Raw genomic sequence first — 18,186 nt, 5'->3', positions numbered from 1 at the left:
GAATAATGAATAGAATTACAAACCTTTATGCTCAAAGTAAAGGACTGTTGCTGCTACACGAGAATGAACGTTTAGTTTGCGTAGAAGATTACGAATATGGACTTTAACGGTTTCTTCAGAGATGAACAGTTGCCCTGCTATTTGTTTATTAGATAAGCCTGTTGCAATTAAACGGAGTACATCCATTTCACGATCTGTTAATGAATACATAGGGTCCATTGTAGTTTGTCGCTCAAGAAGTGCGTGTTTAATTGAATCGCTTAAGATAATCTCACCTTGTGCGATACGTTTAATTTGGTTTAATAGTGTATCTGGTTCAGTATCTTTTAATAAATAACCATCAGCACCAGCATCAATTAAAGTGAAAATATCACTTTTTAGATCTGATACGGTTAAAATTAAAATACGTGCATCAATACCTTCTGCTCGTAAAGCTTTTAATGTATCTAAGCCCGATAATCCTTTCATGTTAAGATCAAGAATGATCAGATCTGGCTGGGTTTGTAATGCTAATGTAATACCTTCACTGCCACTACCTGCGTCAGCAACAACTTCAAAATCATCTTCTAATTCCATAAGTTGTTTGATTCCTCGACGCATCAATGGATGATCATCGATAATCAAAACTTTTGTTTTTTCTAACATGTAACCCCCGGTATGGTTATGCCATCGCTAATCGACTGTGGAATGGGACAATTTTAATTCCGTTTTGTTGTGATAATAGTTGATAAAATTGCGGATAATTAAAATCACGCTGTACAATTTTATACGGATTATTATTTTCATCCAAGCCTGAAGATTGATAAATATGATTAATCTCAAGTACCTTTTGCTCTTTTTGTCCATCACAATTGCGGTAGATCTCAATCCGATTTGACTCATCTAAAATATAGACATTAAATGAGCCATCTAAATTATCCTCAAAGAAAAATTGCAAAAATCCTTCACTGGCAAAATGATCGATTTCAGGTGGATAAGCACGAGAATGCTCATAAGGACGAGGATGATCAATAGGAGCAATTTCTTTTTCTTCTATTTCTGTTTGTAAGGCGCTATCAAATTCTGTTGTTTCGACAAAAGTATTATTTTGGATTTCTTGTAGGCTGATCCCTCTTTCTTCAAAGAAAAATTGCCAGTTTTTACCTGCTACGCGTAGCAAATTATTTTGTGGCGGTAAGCTAGTACCAATTTGAATACTAATACATCGATTAATCAGCGCTGTGACGATGTTACGTAATGTTTTACGATAACGTTGGCTATAACAAAAAACTTGTACTAATTTAGGTGAAGGCGCACCACGATGGATTTTATTAGAGAGCACTTTAAGGGCTAATAAAATCGCATTAGGTCCTTCAAAGTGTAAAGTCCGTATTTCATTCCATAAATTACGGTAAGTAATATCAATACTTCCAACTAAACTTTCTTCTTTCGGCCCAAAACTAAATAAATCACTTGCTTGGATACGCGTTTTTGTTTGTTTAATTTGTTTAGTAGGATCAACTGTGAGATTTACTGCAACAATTAAACTACGAATCTCACATGCATGAGCTAAGTCTTCATTAGTCGCGGAGGATACTGTTGCAGGAAAAGAAAGGCGTAGGTCAGTGACGAAATGACGCAAAGTCGCTAAAGAGACATTCTGGCTAATAATATGTAAATTCGTATTAGCTGTTAAAATACCATTAAAATAAGCCCATGCAACAAGTTTATTTAAACTTTTACTGTATTCAGTATAACGTTTTTGAACAAAACCTTTTACGTTTGGTGTTTGATTAATCACATACCATCCATCTTTGAAGGTTTTGTTATTTTTTACTTCAAAAAATAAGAGGTTTTTTTCAGATAAATCCATTGAAATTTGTGGATTGAGTAATGTGATTTTGCCTGGTAATTCCTCAAAAGCAGTATAAAGCTTACGTGTTAAAACACTAATATCTTGCGGCATGATACTAGAATTCACTTTGTGCTTACGAGCGAATGTTACCAGATTACGATAGCTTAGCATTAAGAATTTAATCAAACTGTTGTGTGCTTTTTTAACTTGTTTAATTTTCCATTGAGCACGTTGATTAAGATCGTTAATTAAGTAATCAGACCAATCCCATTCTTTAATTAATTTTTGTAAATGTTGTATACGCCAATTGTTTTTTGTCTCAGGTGCGTGCCAATCAATCCCTTCTGTCGCTTTGAGATAAACGCTGCGGCGAACAAATCCGAGACGCTTGAGTTCATTATGTGCAGTTAAATAACGAGTTGCACGTTGTAACATAGCAAGATAAGGATCAAAATTGTGGCTTGGGTTGAGCTTACCTGTGAGTAATTCTTCTTTAAATTCACGTGCAATTAAATATGTATTAGGATATTCGGAAGAGTAGGTTTCCAGTAACAAAATTTTGATAACTGATTTATAGGGGGCATCAATACCTTTATAGAGTTGCCATAAACTTGCACCAAAATATTCGTTAGCAGAAAATTGTCCCAGCCCACCAAAGTCAACCCAATCTTGTAAATCGATCTGTCCACTTTTACTTAAACGTTTAACTTCACTTTCATAGCGATCCTCTCGCTCAACTAATAAATGTTGCCAAAGTAATGGTTTGCCCGCTAAGCGAATTGCAGAACGGTAGAATTCATCTAACAGTAACATGTATTGTGCCGAACCGCAGTTCTCTGCTGTAAGTGGTTCGGCATAACGAAAGCTGCGGAAGCGTTGTTGATCCATTAAATAGAAATTAACTTCAATACTAAATTGCATTGCCCATTCTTCAATGAGTGTCGCTTTCTTTTGTAATGCCTCTTTTTCTCTTGCACTCAAATCTTCACGATGGCAGACCCAAGTATCTAAATCTGAATACTCAGTTTGTGATATTGATGCAATACTACCCATGACGTAAACACCAAGAATAGCGTTAAAGCCACGATATGAAAAAGACGGAATAAGTGAATGATTAAGATCTAAATTAGGGACAATTTGCTTAAGATATTGTTGTTGATAATGAGATAGTTCAAAGTCAACAATCCCAGCCGGTGCATCAGCCACATAGCCCGGTATATTAGGATGGTTAACATGTAATAATAATGTAATTAATTGAAAAACATGCTGAAACTCATTGGAGGCATTAGATAAAGCTCGTTTAATACGTAAGTTATCTAAATACTCAACTTTTTTCTTCGCACTAAAGAGATCGTAATTCAAATAATATCCCACTAAATTTACGTTGCGATTCATTTTGCAACCTTACTCTAACATCTGGTCTAAATTAAAGCAAAAAATTTAAATGGAAACTGACATTTAGATGGAACAATGGTAGGATAAGAGCAAATTATTATGCCTACAATGGTTGTGATGATGACAAAAAAAATCTTAAAAATCGCCACTCGTCAAAGCCCACTTGCGTTATGGCAGGCGAATTATGTCAAAGCACGTTTACAACAAATTCATACTGATTTGCAGATTGAATTAGTGCCTATGGTGACGAAAGGCGATGTGATTTTAGATACACCGCTCGCAAAAATTGGTGGTAAAGGGCTTTTTGTAAAAGAGCTTGAGGTTGCTTTACTCAATGGTGAAGCGGATATTGCAGTCCATTCCATGAAAGATGTGCCGATGCAATTCCCTGAGGGTCTTGGTTTGAGTGTGATTTGTCAACGTGAAGATCCAAGAGATGCATTTGTATCAAATTCCTACCATAGTTTGATAGACTTACCAAAAGGTGCAATTGTCGGCACCTCTAGCCTTCGTCGTCAGTGTCAATTAAAACAATTACGTCCTGATTTAAACATCCATTCATTGCGTGGTAATGTAGGTACACGGCTAGCTAAACTAGACAATGGTGAATATGATGCCATTATTTTAGCTGCTGCGGGTTTGATTCGTTTAGGTTTAGAACAACGAATTACTTCTTTTATTGATATAGAGCAGTGCTTGCCAGCAGCAGGACAGGGCGCTGTGGGAGTTGAGTGTCGAACAGATGATCACGAAGTCCAGCAATTGCTTGCTCCATTAGCTGATTTGGAAACGACTTATTGTGTGTTAGCTGAAAGAGCTATGAATATGCATTTGCAAGGCGGTTGCCAAGTGCCAATCGCAGGTTATGCAATTTTAGCAGAAAACCAACTTTATTTACGTGCCTTAGTTGGCGATTTAGATGAGGCTGTGATTATTCGTTCTGAAGGTAAAAGTGCGGTTGAAAATGCAGAAATGTTGGGTATACAAATTGCTGAACAGCTTTTGCAACAAGGTGCTGATAAAATTTTGCAGAAACTTTATTCAGAATAAGGAAAGGAAGAATAAACAATGGCAGTATTAGTCACTCGACCTGATGAACGCGGGGCCCAATTGGTCGACATGTTAATTCAAGCAGGCGTGTTTGCCATCCATTTGCCATTATTTACGATTGAAGCTGGTCGTGAATTAAATGCGTTACCGCATAAATTTTCACAATTAAAAGCGGGGGACTATGTTTTTGCTGTTTCAAAACATGCTGTTGCTTATGCGACTCAAACTTTTAAGGATACTGGTTTTGCTTGGCGACATGATTTGTCCTATTTTGCTGTTGGGCAGCGTACGGCTGAATATTTTGCCAGTCAAACAGAGCATGCTATTTATTATCCGCAACAAACAGAAACGAGTGAAGGTGTACTTGAATTAGCCTTGATGCAAGATGTGGCAGAAAAAAGTGTTTTGATTCTACGAGGCAATGGTGGACGTGAATATTTTTCTGAGCAAATACAATTACGTGGTGCAAAAGTTGATACAGTAGAATGTTATCAACGAGTACCAATAAACTACAATAATGTTGAGCAAATGAGTATTTGTAAACGTGCAGGTATTCAACGAATTGTTGCAACTAGTGCAGAAATTTTACAGTATCTTGTAGATTTTGTCCCAGAAAGCGAACATAATTGGTTAAAAAGTTGCCAGCTTGTGACAGTGAGTTCTCGCCTTGCTAAGTTAGCGCATAATTTGGGTTGGCATAATGTTGTAGTTTCACCACGTGCAGATAATCAGCATTTATTACAGACATTGTTACATTCAAGCTGATTGATTTTGAATTCTAATTATCATAAAGGAAATGGGTATTATTATGGCTGAAAATAAAATAACTTCTTCTGATATTACTGAAGTGCCACAGAATGATACAGGCACACCAGAGCAGAAAAAACATAGTGAGAAGGTTATTGTGGAGAAAAACGAAAATGTTACAGAGCAAAAAGTACCACAAAAGCCAAAAGATATATCTAATAAAGTAGATACTGGAGAAAAAAAGGATTCGAAAAAAGTGAAACAGCAAGAGCAGACGCAAAATCTGACACAACCAGATAATGTTGCTGCTGAAGCAACAAAGCCAGTTGAAACTGTTGTCGTTAAAAAAGGCGGAACAGCTCTTGCTTTACTCGCATTGCTAGTTGCTTTGGGGCTCGGTGGAGCGGGTTATTATTTTGGTCTACAACAAGTCGATCAAATTCACCAAAAATTGACTGCACTTGAATATAAAGCAGGTCAAGCAATGGTCACGCCTAGTGTTGATATTCCTTCTTTTGAGCAAGAGCGTCAACAGATTGCACAATTAACGGATGCAAATCGTATGACTGATGAGAAATTACTTTTGTTGCAAAAAGAACTTGCTGTAAAAGATCATGCGATTTCAGCGTTACAAAATCAAATTAATCGATTGAGTTCTGCAACTAAAGCACAACAGCCAAATGATTGGTTATTATCGGAAGCAGATTTTTTATTAAATAATGCACTACGTAAATTAGTACTAGATAATGATGTAGAAACGAGTATTTCTTTATTAAAAGTTGCAGATGAAACATTAGAAAAAGTGTCAGATCCTCGTATTGTCAGTGTGCGCACAGCAATTAATCAAGATTTAAAACAATTGTTAGCGGTCAATAATGTCGATCAAAATGCCATAATGCAGCGTTTATCGCAGTTAGCAAATAATCTCGATGACTTGACTGTGTTAGATGTGAATTTTGATGAAGTTGATTCAACTAACCAAAAATTAACGGACTCCTTAGAAGATTGGAAAGAGAATGCAGAGAAAAGCGCAACATCGTTTTTGAATCATTTTATTCGTATTACGCCAAGAAATTCTCATGACAAGGCACTCTTAGCACCAAACCAAGATATTTATTTACGTGAAAATATCCGTTTACGCTTACAAATTGCGATTATGGCAGTACCACGTCAGCAAGATGACTTATATAAACAATCTTTAGAGGCTGTTGCTTCTTGGATAAGAAGTTATTTTGATACAAGTACTGAAATTGCACAAAATTTCTTAAAAAGCCTAGATGAATTAGCAGAGCAATCTATTTATGTAGATACCCCTAACCAACTTTCAAGCTTAAATGTATTAGATAAGTTACTTGATAAACAACCACAAGAAGTGCATAAAATTGAACTCTCTGTTGATAAAGCATTAACAGAAAAACCAGTGAATGACTCACCAAAAACAGGTGAAGATGTATCGAAAACTGAACAACAGTAACAGTAGAGGAAATGGATTATGTTTAGAGTCTTATTTTTAATGCTGGTGTTACTGGCAGGATTGATTGCAGGCCCTTATTTATCTGGTAAACAAGGTTATGTATTGATTGAAACTAGCAACTATAACATTGAAATGTCGATTACAATGTTAGTTGTGTTTTTTGTGATTGCTATGGCAATTATTTATGGGATTGAGGTTGTCATTACTCGTTTTTGTCGTTTAAGTAGTGATACATATAATTGGTTTTCGCGTCGTAAACGTGCTAAAGCACAAAAACAAACTCTCGAAGGCTTAATTCGCATGAATGAGGGGGATTACTCTAAAGCGGAAAAATTAATTGGTAAAAACGCGAAACATTCTGATGAGCCTGTATTAAATTTTATTAAAGCGGCTGAGGCAGCTCAGCAGCGAGGTGACGAATTTAATGCAAATCGCTATTTAATGGAAGCAACGGAAATTGCGGGATCAGACAGTTTGATTGTAGAGTTAGCACGAACTCGTATTTTATTACAACAAGGTAAATTACCTGCTGCACGTAGTTCTGTTGATAGTTTATTAGTGATGACTAGTCGCAATAAAGAAGTGCTTAAGCTAGCTGTTGAAATTTATTTAAAATCAAAAGCCTACTTGGCATTAGATAAGATTTTGGATCAAATTGAAAATTCGGCATTGTATTCTGGAGAAGAGTTTACTGCATTGCAACGTCAGGTAGAAGAAGGATTGCTTGATGAAAAAATGAATGAGGAAGGCGTAGATGGTTTACTTGCTTGGTGGAATGATCAGCCACGTAAACGCCGTAATGATTTGTTTGTCAAAATTGGTTTGATTCAACGTTTAATTGATTGTAATGATCATGAAACAGCTTATGAATTGACGTTAGAAGCCTTGAAAAAAGTGGATGAACAAAGTTTAGAAAATAAATTACTTTGTACGCAAATTGCTCGTTTACAGCCAGAAGATAACAGTAAGTTAATTAAGTTGATGGAGAAACGTGCAAATAAAGCAACAGAACAGGCGCAGTGTTGCATTAATCGTGCTTTAGGCTATTTGTATGTGCGTAACAATGATTTTGTTCACGCGAGTGATGCGTTCAAACAAGTGATTTTACATAAAACACAATTGGAACCAACAGATGTGAATATGGCAGCCTATGTGTTTGAGCAGGTAGGTGAAAATGCATTAGCACAACAAGTACGTGAAGAGGGATTGAAAGAGGCTATGGCTGTGTCGAGTTTAAAAACTGAAATTGATAAACTCGAAGAAACACCAACAGTACTTTTAGAAAGTAAATAAGTACAAGATAAATGTATTGGATACGATCTTGTTAAGAAATAAGTAAGTTTGACTTGTAAGGCAGATTCAGATGATCTGCCTTATTTTTTTATATTATTCTATTTCATTATTGATGTAGTGAGAAAAATCCTCTTGCTTAAAACCATGAGAAAGCATGTAACGCCATACTTTTTGTTTCATTTTTACTTCAGAAATAGTAGCGAATTGAGGAAACTTCTTACGTAATACAGTTAAGGCTAATTCGGACCAATTAATTCCAGCTTCATCTAAAGCTTGTTGAATGACATCTGAACTGATCCCTTTTAATTGCTGTAATTCTTGTTTGATTCGGTTAAGTCCATAACCTCGTTGTGAACGAAAAACGAGATAGTTTTCAGTAAAACGTTGATCATTTTGCCAATTTTTTTGTTGGCAATAACTTAACACTTCATCAATTTCTAACTCAGTAAAACATTTTTCTTGCATTTTACAGCGAATTTCAAATTCACTATATTCACGGCGTGCTAATAAATTGATGACATAATTAAGTGCAGTTGATGACATCTAGTTTTCCCTGTAAGCGATCTTGTAATAAAGCTTAGCTGACAAATAAAAAGTGCGGTTACTTTTTTGCAAATTTTAACCGCACTTTATTTCATTTTGATTACTCGCAGTTATTGATTAGTACTCTGAGTCTATTTGCTCGTTGTTTTGCTCTGCAATATCTGCTGCAAGTACTTTTTCTGGATTTGCTAATAATTCGTTGCGTAGCTTAGTTTCGAGTGCTAATGCTTCTTCAGGATGTTCCTCTAACCATTTCATTGCATTAGCTTTACCTTGGCCAATCTTTTCACCATTGTAAGCATACCAAGCACCCGATTTATCGACTAATTTGTGTTTCACACCAAGCTCGATAAGTTCTCCTGTTTTAGAGATACCCTGTCCATAAAGGATTTGAAAGTCTACTTGACGGAATGGTGCGGCAACTTTATTTTTGACTACTTTTACTCTCGTTTCGTTACCTATCACTTCTTCACCATCTTTAATCGAGCCTGTGCGGCGAATATCTAAGCGAACAGATGCATAGAATTTTAATGCGTTACCACCTGTTGTTGTTTCAGGGTTACCAAACATCACACCAATCTTCATACGAATTTGGTTGATGAAAACCACTAAGCAATTTGAATTTTTAATTTGCCCCGTGAGTTTACGTAACGCTTGTGACATTAAACGTGCTTGTAATCCCATGTGGGAGTCACCCATTTCACCTTCAATTTCAGCTTTTGGTGTTAATGCTGCAACAGAGTCAACAATAATGACATCAACGGCACCTGAGCGTACTAATGCATCACAAATCTCTAACGCTTGTTCGCCATTATCAGGCTGCGATACTAATAACTCATTGACATTCACCCCTAATTTAGCAGCATAAATAGGATCTAGCGCATGTTCTGCATCAATAAATGCACAAGTTTTACCTTCTTTTTGGGCTTGAGCAATAACTGAAAGGGTTAATGTTGTTTTACCCGAAGATTCTGGTCCGAAAATTTCAACAATACGTCCCATTGGCAAACCGCCGATGCCTAGTGCAACGTCTAGACTTAATGAGCCTGTTGAGACCGCTTCAACATCCAAGGCTTGTGTGTCACCCAATTTCATGATTGAACCTTTACCAAATTGTTTTTCAATTTGGCCTAATGCTGCAGCCAGAGCTTTATTTTTTTCTTCTTTTGTTGCCATTGTTGAATCCTCAATAAAAAATCATCATCAGAATTTGGTATGTATATTAACTGTATGAATAAACAGTATCAAGTGCTTTTTGCTGATTTTGTGAAATTTCTTCCAAAATAGAGAAAGAGTATAAAATATAAGTGTTATAAATTTCCTCTTTTCATTTTTAGATCATTGATATCAATACAAATCTGAGTGATTTAAAAAAGCACAAATTCTTTGCATTTCTGCAGCAAGATTATTAAAATCCTTCAAATGTAGTGCAATATTTATAATTTTTTTGTACTGATTGCAATCAACTTGAGCAAGGATAATCTATGTTAAGTGCTTTATTACGTAGCGGTGATGTGAAAAATTACACCGCACTTGGGCAAGATGGTACACCTGTATATGCTGTCGCATCACAATTACGTGAGGCGATTAAGTTCAGAGTGAAAGAGGCGGATAATAAAAATATTGGTAAAACATTTGCTAACTATCTTGCGATTCCACAGCGTAATGATCAGGGGAGCCAGATTGATTGGTATGTACCATTTGAGTCAGAACGTCCCGATGGAAAATATATGATTATCCCTTGGACCGCTGCGACAGATGAGGAGCGTGCGGCGGCATTCACTGAGTTAAGTCAGTTTGAACAAGCAATGTTGCAATTTGGCTTAAAATTAAAAAATACAGATAACTTACAAGGCGATCTTCTTCTCTTCTCTCGTTTATTATGTGGCAATAATAATCCTTCAGATATTAGTGATCCTGATAATTTAAAAGCCCTTCGTTTTCCAAGTCCTGAATATGTTTATTTAGTGAATAATAAACCCGTAATTACGTTTTGGGGATTTGTTGAAAAAAATACAGAACTTTATGGTAATCCATTTTTAAGTTTAAAGCCTGTTGTACGTGAGCCTACTCCTATTGTGACGGATTTGGTTGAGCCTACACCTATTATTGAGGAAAAGAAACCTTGGTGGCGCTGGTTACTGTGGTTATTGCCGCTTTTATTATTGGGATTATTAGCATTGTTCTTTTTGCGTGGTTGTTGGGCGCCTAAGGTTGAAGTCGCTGCTACTTCTTCGGATACGAGCAAAGTTAAAGCGCCTAGTGTAGAACGTCGGGTTTGCTTTGAGGGTATTTCATATCGTTTTTTAAATGGTAATTGGATTGCTGATGTTAATAAAAAAGCAGTTACTGAGCCGCACTTAATTGAAAAATTAAATCAGTTACCAACACAGCTAACAGATAAATGTGAGTTAGTTCATTATGTCGATCCAAATAAAAAAGTCGTTGGAGCTGATGTCAATCAAACAGTCTTGAACAGTCGTAGTGAGGTAGCAAAAAGTTCTGATGTAGTAGAAAGCAATCAGCCAGAGTCTGCAGATAAAGCCGTATTGCCTGAGCTAGATTCAACTAATGATAAATTAAATCAAGTAGATAATAACAAAGACAGTGTAGAGAAAACAGCGTTAGAGCCACAAACTCTACCAGAAAAAGCCCCTACAGATGATTTAGCAACACGAGATCTGTTACAAAAGACGCAGTCTGAACATCAGACGACAAATCAACCATTGCAAATTCCAGCTGAAAGTGCCAAAAGTGGTAATGTTGATTTTCTGAATGGTCAGTGGAATGCTGGAGCAGGTATTCAAGATAAAAGTACGGGTAAACCTTTGCGTTTAAAATATGAATTTGAAAAAGGAAAAGGACAAGTTCGTGTAGAGCGAGGGGACGGCATACAGTGTGTGGGTGATGTGAACGCTGCTATGCAAGGGGGGAGTTTAAATATTGGCAATACAGGTATTGCGAAATGTAGTGATGGTTCTACATATCAATTGCCTAATGTTAAGTGTAAACCTGATGCAAGTGGCTCTGCGGATTGCGAAGGGGAATACGGTAGAGGTCAGCGTTTCCCAATGTCGATGAAAACAAATTAATTTAACAATAAGAGAGAATAAAAATGCTTCCAGAATTACATTATTTGGGCAAAGAAGTCTCGCTAGTGATGAATAGTGGGATTCAGTTTATTGATTTTGGATTGAAAATTGACTGGAAAGAAAGAGCATGGCGTGATATTAGCAGCGGTTATTTTATTTCCTCTGGTGAAAATGGTCCATTACGTCGTTTAATTGAAGATAAAGTTCGTGATGGTTATTACGATCCAACCCAACCTGGTCGCATTGTGACACCAGAACAAGATATTAGCGTAGAACATTCATTTACATTGTTTGATGGAATTTGGTTACCTATTCCATTTTTACGCACTGTACCACCTGATCGTTTTGACGAAGGCCCATATAACTGGGCGCGTGCACGTATAGTTCAATTAGAACAGCCAGATCAAGATGGTCATACTCATCGTATTACTTTTGCATTTGATACAAAAGTGTTTCCAAACAGTCAGAATGTGGCGTACTTAGCGCCAACCGAAGAAGATGTTCGATCTGGAGTGGTGTTTGGTTTGGCTCATCAATCAAATCAAATGTCGTGGTTTTTAGATTTTAAATGGGTCAATGAGTGGTTGTTAGAGATTTTTAAAGAGCAAGCCCATTTAATTCGTTTAACGGATTTTGAAGAGTTATCTGATGCGCTGAAATTAAAAAATCACCAAGCTCATTATTTAAATATTTTAGCAATTTTAGGCACCTGTTTAACTATACCTAATATTAAAGTTGTATCTAAAAAAGCGGATGATATTGTTGAAGCTATCCCTGTGGATATGGTGTTAGATGTAGGTAACTCACGTACTTGTGGTATTTTGATTGAGGATCATAAGCAAGAAAAAGATGGGTTGAAAAAGCGTTATGAATTAGAGCTACGTGATCTTAGCAGTCCAGAGCGAGTTTATAATGAGCCATTTGAAAGTCGAGTTGAATTTGCACAAGCATTCTTTGGTAAAGAGCACTTTTCTGTACAGAGTGGTCGTCGTGATGCTTTCCAATGGGCAACAATAGGACGTGTAGGTAAAGAAGCCGCACGTTTAGCAAGCCGTCGTAATGGTAATGAAGGTTCAACTGGTTTATCCAGCCCAAAACGTTATTTATGGGATGTAGAACAATATGGACAAGGCTGGCGTTTTAATAGTGCTTATGTGAAAACTGATCACGAACCCCATGCCACTGCAGAACCGTTATCTGGTCTAATTAATGAATATGGTGAAGCATTACATATTCTTGATGACAATATTGATGATGAATTTGAACGTAAAATTCCAGTTTTTCATCCAAAATACTCACGTAGTTCATTGATGACTTTCATGTTATCTGAAGTGTTAATGCATGCACTTGCACAGATTAATAGTCCAACGCAGCGTGCTAAGCTAGAACATTCTCGTACACCACGTTATTTACGTTCAATTATCTTAACTGTGCCACCTGCAATGCCGAAACCTGAGCGTGAAATTTTCCGTAATAGCGTGTATCAAGCTATTGGTCTAGTGTGGAAAAGTTTAGGCTGGGATAAAAGTGATGACGATTTAAACTTCGACTCAAAAGAAAGTCGCGAACGTTATTGGCCAATGTTACCAGAAGTGGTGATTCAATGGGACGAAGCAACTTGTGGTCAAGTCGTGTATTTCTTTAATGAAACGCAAAATAATTATGGTGGTCGTCCAGAGGAATTTATTGCTGCATTAAGACGTCGTGATAACTTGAAGAAAGAATCGATTACTATTGCGACAGTTGACATTGGCGGTGGTACGACGGATTTAGTGATCAATGACTATGCCTTAGATTATGGCAGCCATAATCATCATGGTGGCAGTAATGCACATATCGTACCAACTCAACGCTTCCGTGATGGTTTTAAAGTAGCAGGTGATGACATTCTACTTGATATCATTCGTGATGTTGTGGTGAATGCATTAGCAAAAGGTCTGAAAGAAAAAGGCATTGTCGAACCTGATTCGATTTTGTCAAAATTAATTGGCTCAGAAGAGCGTTCTGTGCAAGATAAGTTATTGCGTCAGCAATTGACACTGCAAGTATTCATGCCAATTGGTTTACGTGTATTGAAAGAGTATGAAAATTTTGATCCTTATTACAGCGAAGCGAGCATTAGTGATCTAACATTTTGCTCTTTGTTAAGTGAAGTAGAGGCGCCGACTGAAAATGTGTTGGATTATATTAATGAGCCAATTCGTCGAGAATTAAATGATCCACATTTCAGTATTTTGGATTTACCAATTGAAGTGAATTTACGTGAGATTCATAACCGTTTCGTACGCGGCGACTATTATGATATTTGTAAAACATTTAATGCATTATGTGAAGTCATTAATTGCTATCAATGTGATGTATTACTATTAACAGGTCGTCCATCACGCTTACCTGGTGTGCAGGCATTTTTCCGTTCACGTTTACCTTTACCAGTTGGGCGTATTTTACCATTACATAATTATCGTACAGGTAACTGGTATCCATTCCACAAGCAAGGGCGTATTGATGATCCAAAAACCACAGCGTCTGTTGGTGCAATGCTATGTTTTCTCAGTACACATCAACGCTTACCAAACTTTTATCTGCGAGCGACTGCATTAATTGCCTATTCTACGGTTAAATATGTGGGGTTATTAGATAACAATAACGTAATCAAAGACAGTAACATTTATTATCGTGATATTGATCTTGATAACACTGATTATGAATTGCCAGATATACATTTTGAAGTACGTGGTTTAGCACGTTTAGGTTTCCGTCAATTAAATGTAGAACGTTGGAGCGCGACACCATTGTATTTATTGACTATTGAAGATGATGCATTAAATCGTGAGTTGGCGAATGGTGGCGTATTAAATGTGAAATTACGTATCAAGAAAGCACTAGGTTTAGCATCAAAACAAAAAGAGCGTATTGAGCATTTTGAAATTGAAAGTGCTAAGTTGATGACGATGAGTGGCAGTGAAAAAACGGTACGTTTAAGACGAAATGATCTTGGGGAACCACAAATTAAATTAACGTTAAATACAATGACAGATGCGGGTTTAAAAGACAGTCTTTACTGGTTAGATACTGGCAGCATTAAACGGGAGAAATAATGAGTAATACAGCAAAACAATTAGTGCAATCTTGGGATGATGTATTTAATGCATCACAATCGGCAATTGATTGGATTGATGAAGTTCGCCCGAATGTTGTACGTTTAAACAATGAAGCAGAGAGTCTGATTTTGGAGTTACGTCGCTTACGTAATACCGCAAAACGTTTAGGTGCAGTTTCTGATAAACCTATTACGGCAGGTTTTTTTGGTTTATCACAAGCGGGTAAGTCATTCCTCATTTCTGCGTTAGCAGCAGATGAACGGGGTAAATTAGAAACTTTATTTGATGGTAAACAACTGGATTTTATTAAGCATATTAATCCACCAGGTGGCGGTAAAGAAGCCACAGGCTTAGTGACACGTTTTACACGTAAAGAAACGAAAGGCGTAGCAGGCTATCCACTTGAACTTCGTTTATTTAGTGAAATTGAAGTCGCTAAAATTTTAGTTAATTCTTATTTTAATGATTTTGATAAAGAACGTGTAGATTACGAAATCACACAAAGTCGAGTTAATAGCTTAATTAAGGGATTACATTCTCGTGTTGCTACTATAGAAGTGTCTGGTGTCAGTAAAGATGATGTAGTAGATTTGCAAGATTATGCGCAAGATAGTTTTGGCAAGTCGCTATCCGTTTTACAAGGCAATTATTGGGCAAATGCAACGCAACTTGCACCTTATTTGTCTATTCGTGAACGTGGTGAATTATTTTCCATCTTGTGGGGTGAGATTAAAGAGTTAACTGATATCTATATTCAATTTGCAACATCCTTATCACGTTTAGGCCATCCTGAGCGTGTATATGCACCATTAAGTGCCGTTGTAAAAGAAACGGCTGACGGTGGGTTATCGCAGGCAGACAGTATCATGAATGTCGATATGTTAGAACGCTTAGGTACAGATCGTGATGAAGAAATTGAAGTTCGTCCAAATCATGCGGGGGAAGTGGGCGCCCCTGTTAGTATTTCTTTAGCAGAACTTACCGCACTAACAGCAGAACTCGTCTTTCCGTTGATTAATCCAACACGAGTGCCTGCGGTTGAGCGAGTGGATCTATTAGACTTTCCAGGTTATCGTGGACGTTTAGCTATTACTTCATTAGCAGAAGTAAAAGAAGGCAATCCTGTTTCTCAGTTGATTTTACGTGGAAAAGTAGCTTATTTATTTGAGCGTTATACAGACAGCCAAGAAATGAACATTTTGATCGTTTGTACTCCTTCAACGAAACAGTCTGATGTGAATAGCGTTGGTCCAGTTCTTGAGCGTTGGATTCATAAAACACAAGGCGATAGTCCTGAGCAACGCGGTCTGCGTAAGCCAGGCTTGCTGTGGGCAATTACGATGTTTGATATGCGCATTAGTCAAGACTTGTCTAAGGAAGAAGAATTATTAAAAATTTCTTGGGGTGCCGGTGGATTATTAAAACAAACAATTTTAGAACGTTTTGGTAACTATGAGTGGTTTAATAATTGGTCAGATGGGAAGCCGTTTGATAATGTCTTTCTAGTACGCAAACCAGGTTTCAAAGTCGCTTTCTTAAATGTCGAAGGTGAAAATGAAGTGAGTGTTAACCCAAATGAGAAGGTACAGTTAGAATTACTAAAACGTACATTCTGTCAAGATCCTGATATTCGTAAACATATTGCAAATCCAGAAGAGGCGTGGGAAGCGATGCTGTTATTGAATGATGGTGGGATGAAGCGTATTAGTCATTATTTAGAAACTATCGCATTACCTGAAGTGAAAGCAAATCGTTTAACTGAACAACTTAACGAGCGTATTCATCATTTTGTAGAAAATCGTTTTGCAAGTTGGTATCAGAGTGATGGCGAAGAAGAAGTGGCTAAAAAGCGTCAGTTAGCGAATGCATTGGCTAAAGAGCTTCACCCACAAAATCCACGTTCATTACTAATGGGTGAATTATTGCGTCAATTACAATTACCTGAAGAAACGATTCGATCACTGTATTTTTCCGATTTAGACGATGTGTTTGAGCAAGAGGAAATGTCAGTTAGTCATGCGCCTGCAGATGACTTTGATTTGTTTAGTGACCCAGTTCCATCTATGACTGCAACAGTAAGTGCGGTCGAAAAAGTAGAAGAATCACGTTTTGCTCAAGCAGTGTTTAAAGCTTGGGTCAGTCATTTACGTAACTTAACATCAGATCATAAACTGATGCAATATTTTGGCCTTTCGACTGATAATATTGAGAATGTAGTGAATGAGCTAGTGACAGGTGCAACAAGATTGAAGCTTCAGGAACAACTTTCGCAAATCGCGTTACGTAATGAAAACAGTGGTAGCAAGCGAGATCAACTTGCAGAACGCCAAGTCTTTACAATGAATACTGCAATTGCAGACTTTATTTCGTGGCTAGGCTATGCAGAGACACCTATTGAACAGCGTCCAGCAAGCCGTGTGTTACAAGGTCAAATGATTTTTGAACAACGTCCAGTTGAGCAACAAAATGGATTGCCAAAACTCAATGATCAAACGAGTAATTATGATGATAACTATCGTTTAGATTGGTTAGTCGCATTTGGGCACTTTGCAGTGAATAATGCTGGACACAGTGCAGGGCGAGAAATTAACTCAACGCAGAATGCACAGTTAGGTAATGTATTACGAGCGTTTCGTTCTGCACAGATCACAGAATAAAAAACATAAGAGGAATTTATCGTGTTACGAATTGAATTAAGAGAAGACAGCCCAGGTTATGCCAAGTTTAGTGCACGTAAATGGAAAGGGTCTAGTGCGGTTGAAATTGCCGTACAACGTAACCAAGACCGTTATTATTTTGCAGGCGATAATCAGTGGACACCAGAGCCTATTTGGCATAAAACCTCAGAACTCACCGTGGAAGGAGATGCACTACAAGGTCGAGTAGGCCCATGGTTGATTGATGGTTTAATGAGCCAAATAGGGAATGTCCGTTTCTTATTACAAGTACGTGATGGCACGATTGAAGATGGCGGAACGTTAAGTTTAATTGGTAATATTTTGGCCTCTTCTGCGGGGGGCGATTCTTCGCGTGAAACTGAAGTACGAGAGGTGACACAGCCTGTGATAGACGAGGAATTACCACCACTTGTTGAGCCTGTTGATATTGCAGTAAATCCTGAAGTTGAAACTCCTACTGTTGAATCACCTATTATTGAAGAACCAGTTGTTATCTCGCCTACTGTTGAGCCACAAGTTAAAAAGAAAAGTAAAGTAGGGTTAATAATCGGTTTGTTACTGCTATTGCTTATTGCTGGTGCAGCTGCTTATTTCCTTCTAGGCAATAAATCAAGCACAGCAACATCAACACCTATAGTGTCAGAATGTAGTGTGGCAAGCAGCACTGATGAACTCGCGTTCATTCAAAGTTGTTTAAAAACAAAACCAAATAGTCAACGTGTGTTGGAAATTATTGCGGAGGCGAAAGCGGCAAATAAATGTAGTATTGCTCAGCGTTTATATGCACATCAAGCACAAGGTGGTAATGTTGAAATCGCAGTCGCGTATGCAAAAGAATACCAAGTTGGTAGCCCTTGTTTTACAGCTGATAAAGAAAATGCAATTTATTGGTATGAAACCGCACTTTCTATTGATCCAAACAATGAAGTTGCAAAAAAAGGGTTAGCTGAGCTTAAAAAATAAGCATGTTGGAAGGGTA

12 protein-coding genes are annotated in these 18,186 nt (G+C 37.3%); 8 read left to right on the top strand and 4 right to left on the bottom strand.

From position 1 onward, the window contains the following. Nucleotides 1-15 precede the first annotated feature (15 nt). Both DYE19_RS07850 and DYE19_RS07845 read right to left on the bottom strand, forming a co-directional pair. Entirely contained in the window at nt 16-645 is a 630-nt protein-coding gene (locus DYE19_RS07850) for a response regulator (protein WP_115323191.1), read from the bottom strand. Nucleotides 646-661: 16 nt separating this feature from the next. Further along, nucleotides 662-3,196, bottom strand: coding sequence for a class I adenylate cyclase (locus tag DYE19_RS07845; protein WP_115323598.1), 2,535 nt, complete (start codon nt 3,194-3,196; stop codon nt 662-664). 153 nt (nt 3,197-3,349) lie between these two features. On the opposite strand from DYE19_RS07845, the gene hemC reads away from it, so the two are divergent. The 4 genes from hemC to DYE19_RS07825 are packed head-to-tail and all read left to right on the top strand — an operon-like array spanning nt 3,350 to nt 7,793. Then, nucleotides 3,350-4,279 carry a hydroxymethylbilane synthase gene (gene hemC, locus DYE19_RS07840; RefSeq protein WP_115323597.1) on the top strand — a complete coding sequence of 310 codons (930 nt, stop codon included), beginning with the start codon at nt 3,350-3,352 and terminating at the stop codon, nt 4,277-4,279. An 18-nt stretch (nt 4,280-4,297) separates the two neighbouring features. Further along, nucleotides 4,298-5,044 (top strand): uroporphyrinogen-III synthase, encoded by a 747-nt coding sequence (locus DYE19_RS07835; RefSeq protein WP_049215647.1) that lies wholly within the window; start codon nt 4,298-4,300, stop codon nt 5,042-5,044. A gap of 43 nt (nt 5,045-5,087) precedes the next feature. Next, a complete protein-coding gene (locus tag DYE19_RS07830; protein WP_115323596.1) occupies nt 5,088-6,500 on the top strand; it encodes a uroporphyrinogen-III C-methyltransferase in 1,413 nt (470 codons plus the stop codon). Between the two features lie 18 nt (nt 6,501-6,518). After that, entirely contained in the window at nt 6,519-7,793 is a 1,275-nt protein-coding gene (locus DYE19_RS07825; protein WP_115323190.1) for a heme biosynthesis protein HemY, read from the top strand. Between the two features lie 93 nt (nt 7,794-7,886). Here the strand turns inward: DYE19_RS07825 and recX are convergent, their stop codons facing one another. Further along, complete coding sequence (gene recX / locus DYE19_RS07820; protein ID WP_115323189.1) at nt 7,887-8,336, bottom strand: recombination regulator RecX; 450 nt, start codon at nt 8,334-8,336, stop codon at nt 7,887-7,889. 117 nt (nt 8,337-8,453) lie between these two features. Next, on the bottom strand, nt 8,454-9,512 hold the full coding sequence (gene recA / locus DYE19_RS07815; RefSeq protein WP_049215653.1) for a recombinase RecA: 1,059 nt from the start codon (nt 9,510-9,512) through the stop codon (nt 8,454-8,456). Nucleotides 9,513-9,820: 308 nt separating this feature from the next. Between recA and DYE19_RS07810 the strand changes: the two genes are divergently transcribed. Genes DYE19_RS07810 through DYE19_RS07795 form a run of 4 tightly spaced genes read left to right on the top strand, consistent with a single transcriptional unit; the run spans nt 9,821 to nt 18,170 of the window. After that, nucleotides 9,821-11,428 carry an SrfA family protein gene (locus DYE19_RS07810; protein ID WP_115323188.1) on the top strand — a complete coding sequence of 536 codons (1,608 nt, stop codon included), beginning with the start codon at nt 9,821-9,823 and terminating at the stop codon, nt 11,426-11,428. 23 nt (nt 11,429-11,451) lie between these two features. After that, nucleotides 11,452-14,526, top strand: a complete 3,075-nt coding sequence (locus DYE19_RS07805; protein WP_115323187.1) for a virulence factor SrfB — start codon at nt 11,452-11,454, stop codon at nt 14,524-14,526. Beyond that, nucleotides 14,526-17,186 (top strand): putative virulence factor, encoded by a 2,661-nt coding sequence (locus DYE19_RS07800; protein WP_115323186.1) that lies wholly within the window; start codon nt 14,526-14,528, stop codon nt 17,184-17,186. Before DYE19_RS07805 ends, DYE19_RS07800 begins: the two co-directional genes overlap by 1 nt. 21 nt (nt 17,187-17,207) lie before the next feature. Further along, nucleotides 17,208-18,170, top strand: coding sequence for a tetratricopeptide repeat protein (locus tag DYE19_RS07795; protein WP_115323185.1), 963 nt, complete (start codon nt 17,208-17,210; stop codon nt 18,168-18,170). Nucleotides 18,171-18,186: the final 16 nt, after the last annotated feature.

This window comes from Pasteurella canis (genome assembly GCF_900454865.1).
GTDB lineage: Bacteria > Pseudomonadota > Gammaproteobacteria > Enterobacterales > Pasteurellaceae > Pasteurella > Pasteurella canis.
The sequence above is the reverse complement of the archived record's forward strand: the minus strand, read 5'-3'. Positions and strand labels throughout refer to the sequence as shown.